This window comes from Pseudomonas sp. S2_F03 (genome assembly GCF_054668335.1).
The window spans coordinates 1,362,934-1,379,815 of record NZ_CP162759.1 but is presented as its reverse complement, the minus strand read 5'-3'; the positions used below and the strand labels follow the sequence as shown (position 1 = coordinate 1,379,815).

Annotated in this window: 14 protein-coding genes and 1 pseudogene; 10 read left to right on the top strand and 5 right to left on the bottom strand. The window is 58.4% G+C overall.

Going from position 1 to position 16,882, the window contains the following annotated elements:
- Positions 1 to 293: 293 nt before the first annotated feature.
- The 4 genes and pseudogenes from AB4N76_RS06595 (at position 294) to AB4N76_RS06580 (ending at position 5,466) form a co-directional block, all read left to right on the top strand.
- Positions 294 to 1,898 carry a tetratricopeptide repeat-containing response regulator gene (locus AB4N76_RS06595; RefSeq protein ID WP_046031545.1) on the top strand — a complete coding sequence of 535 codons (1,605 nt, stop codon included), beginning with the start codon at positions 294 to 296 and terminating at the stop codon, positions 1,896 to 1,898.
- Positions 1,895 to 2,587, top strand: coding sequence for a sensor histidine kinase (locus tag AB4N76_RS06590; RefSeq protein WP_046031546.1), 693 nt, complete (start codon positions 1,895 to 1,897; stop codon positions 2,585 to 2,587). The genes AB4N76_RS06595 and AB4N76_RS06590 overlap by 4 nt, the downstream gene beginning before the upstream one ends.
- A gap of 199 nt (positions 2,588 to 2,786) precedes the next feature.
- On the top strand, positions 2,787 to 4,028 hold the full coding sequence (locus AB4N76_RS06585) for a glutamine synthetase family protein (RefSeq protein WP_185752280.1): 1,242 nt from the start codon (positions 2,787 to 2,789) through the stop codon (positions 4,026 to 4,028).
- 69 nt (positions 4,029 to 4,097) lie between these two features.
- A pseudogene (locus AB4N76_RS06580) lies at positions 4,098 to 5,466 on the top strand (MFS transporter).
- Positions 5,467 to 5,530: 64 nt separating this feature from the next.
- Here AB4N76_RS06580 and AB4N76_RS06575 read toward each other — a convergent pair.
- The 4 genes from AB4N76_RS06575 to flgA all read right to left on the bottom strand — a co-directional run bounded on the left by AB4N76_RS06575 (position 5,531) and on the right by flgA (position 8,141).
- Positions 5,531 to 6,277 carry a flagellar brake protein gene (locus AB4N76_RS06575; RefSeq protein ID WP_077431454.1) on the bottom strand — a complete coding sequence of 249 codons (747 nt, stop codon included), beginning with the start codon at positions 6,275 to 6,277 and terminating at the stop codon, positions 5,531 to 5,533.
- A gap of 92 nt (positions 6,278 to 6,369) precedes the next feature.
- A complete protein-coding gene (locus AB4N76_RS06570; protein WP_077431456.1) occupies positions 6,370 to 6,837 on the bottom strand; it encodes a flagella synthesis protein FlgN in 468 nt (155 codons plus the stop codon).
- Between the two features lie 48 nt (positions 6,838 to 6,885).
- Complete coding sequence (gene flgM / locus AB4N76_RS06565; RefSeq protein ID WP_046031551.1) at positions 6,886 to 7,212, bottom strand: flagellar biosynthesis anti-sigma factor FlgM; 327 nt, start codon at positions 7,210 to 7,212, stop codon at positions 6,886 to 6,888.
- Positions 7,213 to 7,379: 167 nt separating this feature from the next.
- Positions 7,380 to 8,141: a flagellar basal body P-ring formation chaperone FlgA gene (gene flgA / locus AB4N76_RS06560; protein WP_077431458.1), complete on the bottom strand. Its 762-nt coding sequence runs from the start codon at positions 8,139 to 8,141 to the stop codon at positions 7,380 to 7,382.
- Positions 8,142 to 8,223: 82 nt separating this feature from the next.
- On the opposite strand from flgA, the gene AB4N76_RS06555 reads away from it, so the two are divergent.
- The 6 genes from AB4N76_RS06555 (at position 8,224) to flgE (ending at position 13,343) form a co-directional block, all read left to right on the top strand.
- Positions 8,224 to 9,156: a chemotaxis protein CheV gene (locus AB4N76_RS06555; RefSeq protein WP_077431459.1), complete on the top strand. Its 933-nt coding sequence runs from the start codon at positions 8,224 to 8,226 to the stop codon at positions 9,154 to 9,156.
- A gap of 46 nt (positions 9,157 to 9,202) precedes the next feature.
- Positions 9,203 to 10,030, top strand: coding sequence for a protein-glutamate O-methyltransferase CheR (gene cheR / locus AB4N76_RS06550; protein ID WP_010457158.1), 828 nt, complete (start codon positions 9,203 to 9,205; stop codon positions 10,028 to 10,030).
- Positions 10,031 to 10,399: 369 nt separating this feature from the next.
- Positions 10,400 to 10,807, top strand: coding sequence for a flagellar basal body rod protein FlgB (flgB, locus tag AB4N76_RS06545; protein WP_046031554.1), 408 nt, complete (start codon positions 10,400 to 10,402; stop codon positions 10,805 to 10,807).
- 3 nt (positions 10,808 to 10,810) lie between these two features.
- Positions 10,811 to 11,254, top strand: coding sequence for a flagellar basal body rod protein FlgC (gene flgC / locus AB4N76_RS06540; RefSeq protein ID WP_046031555.1), 444 nt, complete (start codon positions 10,811 to 10,813; stop codon positions 11,252 to 11,254).
- A 15-nt stretch (positions 11,255 to 11,269) separates the two neighbouring features.
- Positions 11,270 to 11,995: a flagellar hook assembly protein FlgD gene (gene flgD / locus AB4N76_RS06535; RefSeq protein WP_046031556.1), complete on the top strand. Its 726-nt coding sequence runs from the start codon at positions 11,270 to 11,272 to the stop codon at positions 11,993 to 11,995.
- Positions 11,996 to 12,026: 31 nt separating this feature from the next.
- Positions 12,027 to 13,343, top strand: a complete 1,317-nt coding sequence (gene flgE / locus AB4N76_RS06530; RefSeq protein ID WP_046031557.1) for a flagellar hook protein FlgE — start codon at positions 12,027 to 12,029, stop codon at positions 13,341 to 13,343.
- Positions 13,344 to 13,632: 289 nt separating this feature from the next.
- Here the strand turns inward: flgE and AB4N76_RS06525 are convergent, their stop codons facing one another.
- The gene (locus AB4N76_RS06525) at positions 13,633 to 16,527 is read right to left on the bottom strand and encodes a ribonucleoside-diphosphate reductase subunit alpha (protein ID WP_077431460.1); all 2,895 of its coding nucleotides are present in this window, start codon (positions 16,525 to 16,527) and stop codon (positions 13,633 to 13,635) included.
- Positions 16,528 to 16,882 lie beyond the last annotated feature (355 nt).

Here is a 16,882-nt window from a genome sequence, read left to right as displayed (position 1 = left end):
GCCGGTGACGGACAATCAACCGGCCATGCCGGCGCAACCAGGCCACCCAGCAGCGTCACGACGGTCGCGAACTGCCCTGGCAGGCGTATCTCTGGAGTAATGCTCGAGTCGGCGGACTTCGCCGGGAGGAGGTCTTCGTTTATACGCGTCGGGCCGGGGGGCGGTGGGGTTCTGACCACTCGCTCAAACATTTAGCCGACACTTGAGGCCTACTAATTCTCAAGGTAACGCCAGTGCTGGCCGATAACCCGAACGGTCACGCTCTTCCTCTTAAAATTGCCTGGAAATCTTCGATGCTGTCGTATCACCAAAAGAGTTTTCTGATCGTCGATGATTTCTCGGATTTCCGCAGTTCCGTCAGGTCCATGCTGCGTGAACTGGGCGTCAAGGACGTGGATACCGCAGATTCTGGCGAGCAGGCGCTGCGCATGTGTTCGCAGAAGTCCTACGATTTCATCCTGCAGGATTTCCACCTCGGCGACGGCAAGAAGAACGGTCAGCAAGTGCTTGAAGACTTGATGATCGAGAAGCTGATCAGCCATGAAAGTGTGTTTGTCATGGTCACTGCTGAAACCAGCCAGGCCATGGTCCTCAGTGCGCTGGAGCACGAACCGGATGCCTACCTGACCAAGCCGTTCAACCGCTCGGGCCTGGCTCAGCGCCTGGAGCGCCTGGAGCAACGCAAGAACCTGCTCAAGCCGATCCTGCAAGCACTCGACCGTGGCAAGCCACTTGAAGTGCTCAATGCCTGCATCGAGCTGTGCAAGAAAGACATCCGTTATTCACCACTGTGCTTGCGCTACCGTGCGGATGCGTTGCGCGACTTGAATCAGAACGAAGCGCTGGAGCGCCTCTACGACAGCATCATTGCTGATCGACCGTTGCCGTGGGCGTTTGCCGGGTTGGGCCAGTTGCTGTTCAAGCGCGGCCAGGTCAGCCAGGCCAAGGGCATCTACGAAAAAGCGCTGAAAGTGTTTCCGTTGATGCCTGCGTTGTATGACGGCATGGCCGACGTGCTGGTGGTCGAAGGCGACAACAAGGGCGCCCAAAAAGTACTGGAAGAAGCCATTCGTCTGTCGCCGCTGGCGGTTCGCCGACAAGCGCTGCTGGGCAAACTGGCGATGGCCAACGAAGATTTCGACACCGCCTCCCGAGCTTATCGCCAGGCGGTGAGCCAAGGGGCCCAGTCGCGTTTCAAGGATGCGGAAAGCAACCTGGGCCTGGCTCATGCCTTGATCAGCAAAGGCAGCGAGAAAGGCCTGGATACTCGCACCCGCCTGGAAATCAACACGACCCTGAGCCTGGTGGCCAAGGAAAATCCGAGCGACCCTGGCCTGCAGATTCGTGCGCGCCTGATGAAAGCCACCAGTCTGTTGCTCAACGATGCCGAAACTGCCGAGAAGCTCACCGAGCAAGCGATGATGCGCCTTGATGGCATGGAGCAATTCATGAGCGCCGAAGCGGCGCTGCTGGTGGCCAAACAATTGCAAATGCTCGGTCAGGCGAGTGCTGGCGCATCGATGTTGAAAAACTGCGCGGAAATCTACGGTGACGATCCGGTCGTGATGAAGGGCATCGCCAAACTGACTGACGACCCGACGATCCTCAGTTCCAGCAACGCCGCCGCCGAACTGAACCGCCAAGGCGTGCGGGTGTACAAGACCGGCAACCTGGTGGAAGCCCGCGCGGTGTTCCGCAAAGCGCTGGCAATGCAGCCGAAAAACATCAGTATCGCCCTGAACATGGCGCAGTCGCTGTTGCACGGCACTGACACCAGTGTGCTGTCGGCGGAAATAGAAGAATGTCGGGTTTGCCTGAAAATGGTCGGCTTGATGCCCGATACCGACGCGCGTTATCCGCGCTATCAGAAACTCAAAATCAAGGCGTTCAACGGATGAGCCAAGACAGCCCGGCATTGGATTTCTCGACGGTGATTGCCTCCACCGTGCATGACATGAAGAACTCGCTGGCCATGGTGATGCAGGCACACAGCCATTGGCTGGCGCGCTTGCCTGATCCGCAGCAGCACTGCCCGGAGCAGGGCGTCATCGAGTATGAGTTCGCGCACCTCAACGGCATGTTGGTGCAGTTGTTGGGCCTGTACAAACTGGGCGTCAATCAGCTACCGCTGCAGCCGGCCTACCACGATCTGGATGATTTCCTTGAGGCGCAACTGGCCAGTCATCAAGAAGTGTTTGCCAGTCGCGGCATCATCGCGACCTACGAAGTCGACCCGTTGAGCCCGCTGGGTTTCTTCGATCGGGAACTGGTCGCCTCGGTGCTGGGCAACATCATCAACAACGCCATTCGTTACGCGCGCGAGTCGCTGCTGATCAGCGTCAGTGACGAGGGCGGTCAACTGGTGCTGAGCATCAACGACGATGGCAACGGCTATCCGGCCGAGATGATCGAGTGTCAGGCGGATTATGTGCAGGGCATCAACTACAGCAGCAGTAGCACCGGGCTGGGCCTGTATTTTGCCGGGCGGATCGCCGCGCTGCACCAGCGCAATGGCGTCGGCGGACGCACCCTGCTCAGCAATGGCGGCCCATTGGGCGGCGGTATGTTCACCCTTTATCTGCCCTGACCGTTCTTTATTGTGTGGCACTGCTTGAAATTCTGAACAGGCGGAGCCTATTTTGTACGGGTCGCCGTTCGCGGCTCGCACAACAAAGGATTGCGTCATGACAACCGATGGCCATCGTTCACTCGCACAGCGATTGGCGGGCATTGATGAGATTGAATGTGTCACCCCGGACTTGAATGGCGTACCCCGGGGCAAAGTCATGACGGCCGAGGGTTTTCTCGAAGGACGACGCTTGCAGTTGGCGCGGGGTGTGCTGCTGCAATGCATCATGGGCGGCTATCCGCCGGCACGTTTTTACGGCAGCGATGATGGCGACCTGGCCTTGGTGCCGGACGTTGCGCACATCTATCGGTTGCCCTGGAGCCAGCAGCCTCGGGCGCTGGCCATTTGCGATGCGGACGAATTGAGCGGCGAGGGTTCGCGACTGTCGACCCGTGGTCAGCTCAAGGCTGTGATCGCGCGCTATGCGGCTCGTGGCCTGGCGCCGGTGGTAGCGACCGAGCTGGAATTCTTCGTGTTCGCGCCCAACCCCGATCCGACACAACCGTTCCAGCCTCCCGTGGGCCTGGACGGTCGTCGCGAGGACGGTCAGTCGGCGTTCAGTGTCAGTTCCAATAGCGGCTTGCGGCCGTTCTTCAGTGAAGTCTACGAATGCATGGCGGCGCTGGGTTTGCCGCGCGATACCTTCATGCATGAAATGGGTGTCAGTCAGTTCGAGATCAACCTGCTGCATGGTGATGCGCTGCTGCTGGCCGACCAGACATTGCTGTTCAAGCACCTGCTCAAGGAAGTCGCGCTCAAGCATGGCCTGACCGTGGTCTGCATGGCCAAGCCGCTGGCGCACACGCCGGGCAGTTCGATGCATATTCACCAAAGCATCGTCGACATTGCCACCGGAAAGAATGTGTTCAGTGACGAAGCCGGTCAGCCGACCGCCGCTTTCCGTCACTTCATCGGCGGTCAACAGGCCGGCATGGCTGATTTCACGGCACTGTTCGCACCCAACGTGAACTCTTATCAGCGCTTGTGCCATCCGTATGCGTCACCGAATAATGCCTGCTGGTCCCATGACAACCGTGCTGCAGGGTTGCGCATTCCGGCCAGTTCGCCGGTCGCTCGTCGGGTCGAGAACCGTTTGCCGGGGGCTGACGCCAATCCCTACCTGGCCATCGCCGCCAGCCTGGCCGCGGGCTTGTATGGTATTGAAAAAGAACTGGAGCCGAGTGAGGCGATCCAGGGTGAATTCGAAGTGCCGGATAATCTTTCGCTGCCGTGTACCTTGCATGCGGCTCTTGAGCGTCTGAAACGTAGCCAATTGGCGAAGGAACTGTTTGGCGCCGAGTTCATCGAAGGCTACGTCGCTTCGAAGTCCATGGAGCTGACCAGCTTCTTTGATGAAATTACCCCTTGGGAACGGCGTGTTTTAGCCGCCCAGGCCTGACGCTTCGTCGTCTTCGGGCTATCGTTTGGTTAGCCTGATCTTCACTGCAAGGAGCCGCTCGGAACGCCGATGCGCCAAATCTGGAAATCCTTTCGAGCGCTGTATTTCGCCTCGCTGATGATGTTGATCGGCTCGGGCCTGTTAAGCACTTACCTGGCCTTGCGCCTGGCCGCCGACCATGTCGACAGCCTGTGGGTGGGTGCGTTGATGGCGGCCAACTATTTCGGCCTGGTGCTGGGTGGCAAGATCGGTCACCGGCTGATTGCCCGGGTCGGGCACATTCGTGCGTATGCCGCGTGTGCCGGGATCGTCGGGGCGGCGGTGCTCGGCCACGGCTTGATCGACTGGCTGCCGGCCTGGCTGTTTCTGCGGGTAATCGTCGGCCTTGGCATGATGTGTCAGTACATGGTCATCGAGAGCTGGCTCAACGAACAGGCCGACGCGAAGCAGCGCGGCATGGTGTTTAGCCGGCTATATGATCGCCTCGTACCTGGGCTTGGTGCTGGGTCAACTGATACTGGTCATGCACCCCGGCCTGGGCCTGGAACTGCTGATGCTGGTCGCCTTGTGCTTCGCCTTGTGCCTGGTGCCGGTGGCCCTCACTCGAAGGATTCACCCGGCGCCGTTGCACCCGGCCCCGATGGAGCCGCGTTTCTTCATCAAACGCGTGCCACAGTCGCTGAGCACGGTATTGGGTGCGGGGTTGATCGTCGGCTCGTTCTACGGTCTGGCGCCGCTGTATGCGTCCCAGCAGGGACTGTCCACCGAGCAGGTCGGTCTGTTCATGGGTAGCTGCATTTTTGCCGGCCTGCTGGTGCAGTGGCCGCTGGGTTGGCTGTCTGACCGTTATGACCGGGCGCTGTTGATCCGTTGTTTTGCCTTCAGCCTGGCACTGGCCGCGCTGCCGCTGGCGATTCTGCAGAAAGTGCCGTTGGAGGTGTTGTTCATCTCCGGCTTCCTTTGCTCGCTGGTGCAGTTCTGCCTGTATCCGTTGGCCGTGGCGTTCTCCAATGACCACGTTGAAGGTGATCGTCGGGTTTCGCTGACGGCGATGTTGCTGGTGACCTACGGTGTCGGCGCCAGTATCGGGCCGTTGGTCGCCGGGGTACTGATGAAGCTGTTCGGCAGCCAGAGTCTTTATGCGTTTTTCAGTTTCTTCGCGTTGGTGCTGGTGTGGCGGATCCGCCCGAAAGCGGTCACCAACCTGCATCAGGTCGACGATGCGCCGCTGCATCACGTGGCGATGCCGGACAGCATGTCGAGCTCGCCGCTGGTGGCGTGCCTTGACCCGCGTGTCGATGAGCAGGTAGTGCAGGAGCAGATGCACAGCCCGGTTCATCCTGAAGCGGAGCCGGACCCGACTCCTGAGCCCGAATCGACGCCACCGGAAGACCCGGACTCAGGTCGCGAGCCAAGTTTTACTGAGGCCAGGCCCTAACCTTGATGCATAAAAAAACGGGCAGTTCCGCAAGGGACTGCCCGTTTTTTGTTGAAGCGCTGGATCAGATATCGTCTTTGTCGAAGCGTCGGGCTTCACGCTGAAGCTGGTACACGAAGCGCTCGACCTGGCGCTGCTCCAGCCCGCTCATATTGTGAAAGCGGAGTCCGGCGAAGGTGGTGGAGATCTTTTCTTCGAAGTGCAGGTAACGCAATTCCACCGGTGTGGTCATGCTGCCGAAGGGCAGGGCGGCAACGAAGCGCTCGTAGACCTGGCCCAATTGCAGGCGGCTGGTGATGTCGCCCTCAAAACGCAATTTGCAACCGGTGGCGGAAATATCCAGCAACTTGCCACTGACCGGCGACTTGAGCTTTTCACCGCCCAGTTCGACATTGACCAGTTGCGCCAACTTCAACGCAGCCCGGAAGGCATTGCGGCGCTGGTGGTAGACCACTTGGTCGGGGAGTTTGCCGCGATAGCAGCGTGTGTTGCCGGATTCGTCGATGTTCAGCAGACCGTTGCTTTCCCAGGCGATGCGCACGCCCTCATGGAAGCCTTCGATCCGAAACGACTCGCCCGCCAGCAGATAGCGTTCGCCATCGCGGGGCACCATCTCGTCCAGGGCAATCATGTTGTTGTCACGGTCAACGTCCACCAGATAGCTCTGGAAGCGCTGTTTACGCTCGTGGAATGTGATGATCAGCGGATCATGGCTTTCTTGCAGTTGCCGCAGGTTACCCGCGATCTCCATGGGTGTGGAGAGTACCTTCGGTGGCTGCGGAGCATCTTCCGCGGTTAAGGCATTGGACACGGTTCATCATTCTCCGGACAAAATATGACTGCGCATAGCCAGCATATTGCCAGCATGTGACGCGTCTTGATAGAGCGAGCTATTCAACAGAATCAAGCCTGACTGAGCGGGCGCGGCTTCGCTAATTTGGAGGTTGATCCGCGGGCATCGTAAAGCGCAGGTGGTTCGCCGCCGGTGAGGATCTTCAGCTGATTGGCCGTGGCGGCCTGTTGTATCAGGATCGACTGACCATTATTGACATTGATCGCCTGGCACTGAGCCAAAAGGTCTGTCAGGGCATCGCTCTGCGCCAGCAATTGCTCACCCACGCTCGACTGGCTGGCGAGTTGCTCCAGGCCTTGGCGATTGGTGGGCAGGTTGAGGCTGGCGAGGATTTCGCTGCGCTTGCGGCCATGCTGTTCGAGCAGAATGATCATTGCCTGTTTGCGCGCCAGAATGTCTTCGAGCAGCGGCATGTCGCGACCATGCAAGGCGAGGGACTCGGTTTGCAATAACTCCAGCAAGTGTTGCGCTGGAGCAAAGTCGTCGATGATCAGTTGCAGTAAATTAGTGTCGTGCATGACTGGCCTTGGGGTTTAAGCGTCCAAAAGCCTGGCGCAGGCCGTGGCCTAGCGCTGGGCTTCGAAGTTGAGCAGTTTGCTGGCTACACGGTTGCTGTCGACTTTATAGCTGCCATCGGCAATCGCTGCTTTCAACTCGGCCACGCGGGCGTTGTCGACGGCAGGTTGATCGCGCAGCTTGTCAGTGACCTTCTGCAACTGTTGAGCCTCATCGCTGAGGTGTACCGATTCCCCGATATTGGCGGTACTGGCCTGTTGAGCCGCCGTATTCAGCGGCGCGGATTTGCCGGCTTCGGCAGCTTCCTTGTTGGCGCTGGTACGCGTACTGCCGGGCAGTGGCGAGGAACTGTTCAAACGGCTGAAATCGATGACCATGATAAAAAACCTCTGGGTATTTGGACGCTTGCCATGTTTTCGGCTCTCCCTGCAAAAACTTTAGACCCATTTATCAATGAGCTTGCATGCGCCAGCGCATTTCCTGCGTGCGGCACAGTTTAGGGAACAGCCAGGCAGCGCGCCATAGCTTTACCAAACAGAGCGCCTTACATGGAGACCTCCACCTGTCCCGGCGCGATCACCTGCGCCTTGATAACCCGTTGGGAGTTAAGGTTTTTCACCCGGATCTGTTCACGCAAGCCGCCGTTCGACAGCGCTTCGCCCGGCATGCGCACACTGAGCGTACCGCTGCGAGCGGTAATCACCACCTGGTCGCCCTTGGTGATGACTTCGGCCTGTTCGAGGTGGACCAGCGTCAGGACCTGATCAGCGACCGTTGGTCGGGTTAGTTTCTGTCCGATCGTTTGATCCGTAGAGGTGAAGTAGCCCTGGCCGATCAGGCTGATGTCTCGTTCGCGCAGCATGACGTCGCCCGGCTCGATAAAGCCGGCTCGCTTGAGTGGCCGAGTGGTGGTGACGACGTCTCGAAACAGGCGGACTTGAGCGGGCACGAAGACCGTCCAGGGGGAAGTGCTGTCACAACGAACCTTGACCGTGACGCGACCAATCGGGATCGCCGGGCTCTCCAGCGTGGCTGTCAATTCCTTGTCGCACATGGGCATGCGCAGGCGTGGATCGAGCTGCTTGACCTCAATCTCATAACGACCTTCGGTTTGACTGGTCGCCAAATAGTCTTCTACGGTGAACTCAAGAAAGCCCTGAGTGACGCCGATAAGCATGTCAGGCAAGGTAACTGCGTCAGCAAGGGCAGGGCTGCCAGCGTTGAACAGGCAGACGGCAGACACCGCGCAAAGCACTTGGCGAGCGTGTGATGTCAGGCGTCGGAAAAATGTCGGTTCTGTGTTCATAAGAGTTAAAAAGCAAGCGCCGTGCCGTTTAGCAATTAACGTGCGTCGCAACACACTTAGGCGTTGGTGTAGGAGTCTGTGCATGGCTGGTGTAATGGATGCGGTAAACCAGCGCACGCAACTGGTAGGGCAGAATCGCCTGGAGCTGTTGTTGTTCCGTCTCGACGGCCAGCAGCTTTACGGGATCAACGTGTTCAAGGTTCGGGAGGTGCTGCAATGCCCCAAACTCACGCTGATGCCAAAATCCAGTCCTGTCGTGTGCGGTGTGGCAAACATCCGGGGGGCGACCATTCCGATTCTTGATCTGGCGATGGCGACCGGTTCCGGCGCGCTGAAAGATCAAAGCAATCCGTTCGTGATCATCACGGAGTACAACACCAAGACCCAGGGTTTCCTGGTGCGCTCGGTGGAACGCATCGTCAACATGAACTGGGAAGAGATTCACCCGCCGCCCAAGGGCACGGGGCGCGATCATTACCTGACGGCTGTGACTCGGGTCGACAATCAGTTAGTCGAAATCATCGACGTCGAGAAAATCCTCGCGGAAGTGGCCCCGACACCGGAAGTGATTTCGGTCGGCGTGGTGGATGTCGAAACCCAGCACAAGGCCTTGTCCTTGAAGGTCCTGACGGTCGATGACTCGTCGGTGGCACGCAAGCAGGTGACCCGTTGCCTGCAAACCGTCGGTGTCGAAGTGGTCGCGTTGAACGACGGCAAGCAAGCGCTGGACTATCTGAAAAAGCTGGTCGACGAAGGGAAAAAGCCGGAGGAAGAGTTCCTGATGATGATTTCCGACATCGAGATGCCGGAAATGGACGGGTACACCCTGACGGCCGAGATCCGCAACGACCCGCGCATGCAAAAGCTTCATATCATCCTGCATACTTCGTTGTCGGGTGTATTCAATCAGGCGATGGTCAAGAAAGTCGGTGCCGATGACTTCCTTGCCAAATTCCGTCCTGATGACCTGGCATCCCGGGTAGTCGACCGGATCAAAGCAGCAGATATCAGCTAGGGGCCTTCTGCCCCTGGTGGTTAACACGATTTAAGAGGCGGCATCATTGTCTACGGGTAATTTGGATTTCGAACAGTTCCGGGTGTTCCTGGAAAAAGCCTGTGGCATTTTGCTCGGTGAAAACAAGCAGTACCTGGTCTCGAGCCGTCTCAACAAACTGATGGAACAGCAAGGCATCAAATCCCTGGGTGAGCTGGTCCAGCGCATCCAGACCCAGCCGCGCAGCGGTTTGCGCGAAATGGTGGTGGATGCCATGACCACCAACGAAACCCTGTGGTTTCGTGACACCTATCCGTTTGAAGTCTTGAAGAACAAGGTATTGCCTGAAGCGATCAAGGCCGCTCCCGGTCAGCGTCTGCGGATCTGGTCGGCGGCGTGCTCGTCGGGTCAGGAACCGTACTCGCTGTCGATGTCCATCGATGAGTTCGAGCGCGTCAACATGGGCCAGTTGAAGATGGGGGCGCAGATTGTAGCCACCGACTTGTCCGGCACCATGCTGACCAACTGCAAGACCGGCGAGTACGACAGCCTGGCCATCGGCCGAGGCCTGTCGCCCGAGCGTCTTCAGCGTTACTTCGACCCAAAAGGGCCGGGACGCTGGGCGATCAAGGCGCCGATCAAGAGCCGGGTGGAGTTTCGCTCGTTCAACCTGCTGGACAGCTACGCGGCCCTTGGCAAATTCGACATCGTGTTCTGCCGCAACGTGCTGATCTACTTCTCCGCAGAGGTGAAGAAAGACATCCTGTTGCGCATTCACAGCACGCTCAAACCGGGCGGCTATTTGTTCCTCGGCGCGTCCGAAGCGCTGAACGGTTTGCCGGATCATTACCAGATGGTCCAGTGCAGCCCGGGGATCATTTACCAGGCGAAGTGATTGTTCACCGGCAATACAAGAACGGGAGTCCTCAGGGGCTCCCGTTTTTTTTGCCTGATGATTTCCCACCAACACCGCTAACCCCTGTAGGAGCCGGGCTTGCCCGCGATGGCGGTATGTCAGTCAAATTAACTTTGTCAGATATACCGCCATCGCGGGCAAGCCCGGCTCCCACAGTGTATTTCGGTGTTCTGAAAACCGGTGATAAGCGGCAGAAAAGCGGCAGCCAGCGGAAACCGGTTGCCGCTTTTCTGGCATTGCCGCTTTGCCACCGCCCGCAAAGCCCCTGTTTTCGGGCTTTTTCGAATTGGCACGCCGCTTGCTATGTCTCTGGTTACGAAAAATCAGGTCACCCGAAGGTTTCCCGACATGAGCATCAGCTTCGATAAAGCGCTCGGTATCCACGAACAAGCCCTGGGCTTCCGCGCTCAGCGTGCCGAAGTCCTGGCCAACAACATCGCCAACGCCGACACCCCGAACTACAAGGCTCGGGATCTGGAATTCTCCAAAGTGCTCGCTGCACAGAACGAGAAAACCAAGAACGGCACCTTTGCCTTGAACATGACCAACAGCCGTCATATCGAAGCTGAAGGCCTGGGCAATGGCGACGAGTCGCTGATGTATCGCACGCCGATGCAGCCATCGATCGACCAGAACACCGTGGACGCCCAACTGGAACAGTCGAACTACGCGGAAAACGCGGTCGGCTTCCAGGCCAGCTTCACCCTGCTCAACAGCAAATTCAAAGGGCTGGTGTCAGCCCTGCGCGGAGAGTAAGTCATGTCTCTATCCAGTGTTTTCAACATTGCCGGTAGCGGCATGAGTGCTCAAACCACTCGCTTGAACACCGTGGCCTCGAACATCGCCAACGCCGAAACCGTCTCATCGAGCATCGACCAGACCTATCGCGCCCGTCACCCGGTATTCGCCACCATGTTCCAGGGCGGCCAGAGCGGCGGCAGCAACTCGCTGTTCCAGAGCCAGGACGCTGCGGGTCAAGGCGTGCAAGTGCTGGGCGTGGTCGAAGACCAGAGCAACCTTGAAGCGCGCTACGAGCCGAACCATCCGGCTGCCGATGCCAAGGGCTACGTCTACTACCCGAACGTCAACGTCGTCGAAGAAATGGCCGACATGATTTCCGCGAGTCGTTCGTTCCAGACCAACGCTGAAATGATGAACACCGCCAAAACCATGATGCAGAAGGTCCTGACTCTCGGTCAGTGATAAGGGGCGACTCAGATGAGTGTTATCGATACCACCAGTGGCGTGAGCCTCAAGGATGTCCTGGCCAACTCTTCGGTCAAGGCCAATAAATCCAGCAGCGATGGCCTGGCTGCCGCAACCGGCAGCGCCACGGGCAAGAAAGCGTTGGGCAAAGACGCGTTCCTGCAGTTGCTGGTGACCCAGCTGAAAAACCAGAACCCGTTGGAGCCGCAGGACAACGGCGCGTTCGTCGCGCAGTTGGCGCAGTTCAGCAGCCTGGAAGGCATCACCACGCTGAACGATACCGTCAGCGGCATTGCCGGCAACTACAACTCCTCGCAAGCGCTGCAAGCGTCTTCGCTGGTGGGGCGTTCGGTGGTTGCCCAGACCGATACCGCAGTGGTCGATACCTCCAAGAGTTTCAACGGTACGGCGGTCGTACCGGCTTCGACGAATCCGGTGACGATCAAGATCACGGATACCGATGGCAAAGTCGTTCGCACCATCGATCTTGGCAGCCAGCAGGCCGGCAACGCCGGTTTCATCTGGGACGGCAAGAACGATGCGGGCGAAGTGGCCAAGGCTGGCACTTACAAGTTTGCAGCTACCGCGACTTACGACAGCAAGGCGACCTCGCTGGTGACTTACCTGCCGGCAACCGTCAACAGCGTGACCATCAGCCAGACCGGCGGTGAGTTGATGCTGAACCTGGCAGGCCTGGGCAGTGTTGCCCTGTCCAAAGTACAGACCATTGGTATATAGAGCCGACTAACACGGCACAAAGGAGTGGAATATGTCTTTCAATATCGGCCTTAGCGGTCTCTATGCAGCCAACAAACAACTGGACGTAACCGGCAACAACATCGCCAACGTCGCGACCACCGGTTTCAAATCGTCCCGTGCAGAATTCGAAGACGTGTACTCGGCCACGCGCCTGGGTACCGGCAGCAAGACCGTCGGCAACGGCGTGCGTCTGGCCAACGTTTCCCAGCAGTTCGGCCAGGGCGACGTGAACAACACCGGCAACGTGTTGGACATGGGTATCCAGGGCAACGGTTTCTTCGTCATGAGCGACAACGGCTCGCTGAGTTACACCCGTGCCGGTGCGTTCAAGACTGACGCCCAGAACTACGTGGTCGACAACAACGGCCGCCGCTTGCAGGGTTTTGGCGTAGACGCCAACGGCAAGATCATCAACGGCGTGCTGACCGACCTGAAAATCGACACCTCGAGCCTGGCGCCGCACGCGACCACTCGTGTCGACCAGACGATGAACCTGAACTCCTCGGACCCACTGCCAACAGTGACCCCGTTCAACGTCAAAGACACCAACAGCTACAACAAGACCATTTCCACCCCTGTGTACGACACGCAGGGTAACCAGCACACGATGGATCAGTTTTACGTTAAAAATGCGGCGTCCAACTCCTGGACTGTTTACACCTACATGGACGGCCGTAGCCCAACCAACCCGCTGACTGAGCCACCGGTGCCGATCCAGGCTGATATCACCTTCAATCCAGATGGCACCATCAAGACGCTGACGGGCGGTGCTGGCTGGACGCAAACCGGTACCACCCTGACCATGACAGGCTGGAAGCCGGGCGTGATGGTTAACGCCAACACCAACCCGCCGACCTGGGCCCTGAACGGTTCGGACGCAGCCGCGGCCGGTATCGCGTTCGACATGACCAAAACCACTTCTTACGCTTCGCCAACCGCACGTACTGCGCAGTATCAGGACGGTTACGCGACCGGCCAGATTTCCAGCCTGACCATCGACGAAAGCGGTGTCATGACCGCCAACTTCACCAACCAGCAAACCAAGGCCATCGGCCAGGTAGCCATTGCCAGTTTCGCCAACGAACAAGGCCTGCAGCCAATCGGTGGTACTGCCTGGAAAGAAACCTTCGCTTCAGGCGTGCCTGGCATCGATGCACCGAAAACCGGTACGCTGGGTTCGGTGGTGTCCAACTCGCTGGAAGAGTCCAACGTCAACCTGACCAACGAGCTGGTTGATTTGATCAAGGCGCAGAGCAACTACCAGGCGAACGCCAAGACCATCTCCACCCAGAGCACCATCATGCAGACCATCATTCAGATGACTTGATGCCTGATAGCGCTGCATAAAAAACCCCTCGAAAGAGGGGTTTTTTTATGGACGGGATTTGTCTCAGGTGCTGACATTTTGGTTGTCTGTATTGGCCTCATCGCGAGCAAGCTCGCTCCCACAGGGGACCGAGTTGGCCCGGAGGAATGCGATCAACTGTGGGAGCGGGCTTGCCCGCGATTGGGTGGCACAGTCGACGCTTTACTTGAGCCAAAAGAAAACCCCCGATCAATCCAGAGGAGTGATCGGGGGTTTTCGAGTAGCGTCTTGCGACGCCTACCGGCTCAGCTTATTGGCAAGCTTCGCAATCCGGCTCGTCGATGGCGCAAGCCTTTGGCACTGGAGCAGGGCCGGCAGGTGCTGCCAGGACCGAATCTTCACCGTGGTTGCCGCCGCTGGAAACAGCGTTCAGCTTGCCGGTGTTGATGGTCGACTTCTCGGTGCTGGTCGCAGCCAGGGCACGGAGGTAGTAAGTGGTTTTCAGACCACGGTACCAGGCCATGCGGTAGGTCACGTCCAGCTTCTTGCCCGAAGCGCCAGCGATGTACAGGTTCAGCGATTGAGCCTGGTCGATCCACTTCTGACGACGGCTTGCCGCGTCAACGATCCACTTGGTGTCCACTTCGAATGCAGTCGCGTAGAGCTCTTTGAGTTCTTGCGGGATGCGCTCGATTTGCTGCACCGAACCGTCGTAGTACTTCAGGTCGTTGATCATGACCGAGTCCCACAGGCCGCGAGCCTTCAGGTCGCGAACCAGGTACGGGTTGATCACGGTGAATTCGCCCGACAGGTTCGATTTCACGTAGAGGTTCTGGTAGGTCGGTTCGATCGACTGCGATACGCCAGTGATGTTGGCGATGGTCGCGGTCGGTGCGATGGCCATGATGTTGGAGTTACGAATGCCTTTCTGTACACGGGCGCGAACCGGTGCCCAGTCCAGGGATTCGTTCAGGTCAACGTCGATGTACTTCTGGCCACGCTGTTCGATCAGGATCTGTTGCGAATCCAGCGGCAGGATGCCTTTGGACCACAGCGAACCCTGGAATGTCTCGTAGGCGCCGCGCTCGTCAGCCAGGTCGCAGGAAGCCTGGATCGCGTAGTAGCTGACCGCTTCCATCGACTTGTCGGCGAACTCGACGGCAGCGTCGGAACCGTAAGGAATGTGCTGCAGGTACAGCGCATCCTGGAAGCCCATGATGCCCAGGCCGACCGGACGGTGCTTGAAGTTGGAGTTCTTCGCTTGTGGCACCGAGTAGTAGTTGATGTCGATCACGTTATCGAGCATGCGAACGGCGGTGTTCACGGTGCGTTCCAGCTTGGCGGTGTCCAGCTTGCCGTTGACGATGTGGTTCGGCAGGTTGATCGAGCCCAGGTTGCAAACGGCGATTTCGTCCTTGTTGGTGTTCAAGGTGATCTCGGTGCACAGGTTCGAGCTGTGAACCACGCCCACGTGCTGCTGCGGGCTACGCAGGTTGCACGGGTCTTTGAAGGTCAACCATGGGTGGCCGGTTTCAAACAGCATGGACAGCATTTTGCGCCACAGGTCTTTGGCCTGGATGGTCTTGAACAGTTTGACCTTGCCTGGGTATTCGGTCAGGGCTTCGTAGTACTCGTAACGCTCTTCGAAGGCTTTACCGGTCAGGTCGTGCAGGTCCGGTACTTCGGATGGCGAGAACAGGGTCCACTTGCCGTCATCGAAGACACGCTTCATGAACAGGTCAGGGATCCAGTTGGCGGTGTTCATGTCGTGGGTACGACGACGGTCATCACCGGTGTTCTTGCGCAGCTCGATGAACTCTTCGATGTCCATGTGCCAGGTTTCCAGGTAGGCACAGACAGCGCCTTTGCGCTTGCCACCCTGGTTAACGGCGACGGCGGTGTCGTTCACGACTTTCAGGAACGGAACAACGCCCTGGGACTTGCCGTTGGTGCCCTTGATGTACGAACCCAGTGCACGAACCGGAGTCCAGTCGTTGCCCAGGCCGCCGGCGAATTTCGACAACATGGCGTTGTCGTGGATCGCGTGGTAAATGCCCGACAGGTCATCCGGCACGGTGGTCAGGTAGCAGCTGGACAGCTGTGGACGCAGGGTACCGGCGTTGAACAGGGTCGGGGTCGACGACATGTAGTCGAAGGACGACAGCAGGTTGTAGAACTCGATCGCACGGTCTTCTTTGTGCTTCTCTTCGATCGCCAGGCCCATGGCCACGCGCATGAAGAAGATCTGCGGCAGTTCGAAGCGGATACCGTCCTTGTGGATGAAGTAACGGTCGTACAGGGTTTGCAGGCCCAGGTACGTGAACTGCTGATCGCGCTCGTGGTTGATGGCCTTGCCGAGTTTTTCCAGGTCGAAGGACGCGAGGACCGGGTTCAGCAATTCGTATTCGATACCCTTGGCGATGTAGGCAGGCAGGGCCTTGGCGTACAGGTCGACCATCTCGTGGTGGGTCGCGCTTTCGGCAACGTTGAGGAAGCTCAGGCCTTCGGCACGCAGGGTGTCCATCAGCAGGCGGGCGGTTACGAACGAGTAGTTCGGCTCACGCTCGACCAGGGTACGGGCGGTCATCACCAGGGCGGTGTTGACGTCGGTCAGGGCCACGCCGTCGTACAGGTTTTTCAGGGTTTCGCGCTGGATCAGGTCGCCGTCGACTTCTTCCAGGCCTTCGCACGCTTCGGTGACGATGGTGTTCAGGCGACCCATGTCCAGAGGGGCCAGGCTGCCATCGGCGCGGGTGATGCGGATCGACGGGTGAGCGTTGACGGCTTCTTCGGCCGGGGCGTGGGCGGCGCGTTGTTTCGAGCGACCGTCGCGGTAGATCACGTAGTCGCGGGCTACTTTCTGCTCGCCGGCACGCATCAGGGCCAGTTCAACCTGGTCCTGGATTTCTTCGATGTGGATGGTGCCGCCCGATGGCATGCGACGCTTGAAGGTCGCGGTGACTTGTTCGGTCAGGCGGGCCACGGTGTCATGGATTCGCGACGAGGCGGCAGCGGTGCCGCCTTCAACTGCGAGAAACGCTTTGGTGATGGCGACGGTGATCTTGTCATCGGTGTAAGGAACGACAGTGCCGTTACGCTTGATCACACGCAATTGACCCGGCGCGGTGGCGGACAGATCCGAAGTCGAATCAGCGGCCTGCGGCAAGGTACCCTGCGGGTTCTCGCGAGTTGTGTCGGTTTGCATGGGGGGTTGTCTCCACATTCTCTATGTTTGTTTGGGCACCATTACGGCGCCCACCGTTCTGTCCTGAAGCACTACAACCGACGTGGTGTCGGGCATAACAACTTCGGGACAGTAGGAAAAAGGCTAATGATGCCGCTTCCTTGCCGAAGTCTTTGGCCGCGAGCCTGGGCTCGAAGCCGGATTCCTTTCAAGGGTGCCAGTTATGACTGCAACACCCGTACCGTTTCGGCTGTTCTGGCCTGAAAAAACGGTGCCATCCGCACGTGCGGTTTGGTCTTGTAAAATCGTGCTTGGTTCAACCATAAACAGGCAATAAAGCGCTTGAGTTTCTGGTCTGAAATGTGGTTGGGCTTTT

Bases quoted from the DNA above. Each gene is read 5' to 3' on its own strand.
- flgD (WP_046031556.1), top strand. From the start codon at position 11,270: ATGAGTGTTATCGATACCACCAGTGGCGTGAGCCTCAAGGATGTCCTG.
- AB4N76_RS06590 (WP_046031546.1), top strand. From the start codon at position 1,895: ATGAGCCAAGACAGCCCGGCATTGGATTTCTCGACGGTGATTGCCTCC.
- flgM (WP_046031551.1), bottom strand. From the start codon at position 7,212: ATGGTCATCGATTTCAGCCGTTTGAACAGTTCCTCGCCACTGCCCGGC.
- AB4N76_RS06525 (WP_077431460.1), bottom strand. From the start codon at position 16,527: ATGCAAACCGACACAACTCGCGAGAACCCGCAGGGTACCTTGCCGCAG.
- flgC (WP_046031555.1), top strand. From the start codon at position 10,811: ATGTCTCTATCCAGTGTTTTCAACATTGCCGGTAGCGGCATGAGTGCT.
- AB4N76_RS06595 (WP_046031545.1), top strand. From the start codon at position 294: ATGCTGTCGTATCACCAAAAGAGTTTTCTGATCGTCGATGATTTCTCG.
- AB4N76_RS06570 (WP_077431456.1), bottom strand. From the start codon at position 6,837: ATGCACGACACTAATTTACTGCAACTGATCATCGACGACTTTGCTCCA.
- AB4N76_RS06585 (WP_185752280.1), top strand. From the start codon at position 2,787: ATGACGGCCGAGGGTTTTCTCGAAGGACGACGCTTGCAGTTGGCGCGG.
- flgA (WP_077431458.1), bottom strand. From the start codon at position 8,141: ATGAACACAGAACCGACATTTTTCCGACGCCTGACATCACACGCTCGC.
- flgB (WP_046031554.1), top strand. From the start codon at position 10,400: ATGAGCATCAGCTTCGATAAAGCGCTCGGTATCCACGAACAAGCCCTG.
- flgE (WP_046031557.1), top strand. From the start codon at position 12,027: ATGTCTTTCAATATCGGCCTTAGCGGTCTCTATGCAGCCAACAAACAA.
- AB4N76_RS06555 (WP_077431459.1), top strand. From the start codon at position 8,224: ATGGCTGGTGTAATGGATGCGGTAAACCAGCGCACGCAACTGGTAGGG.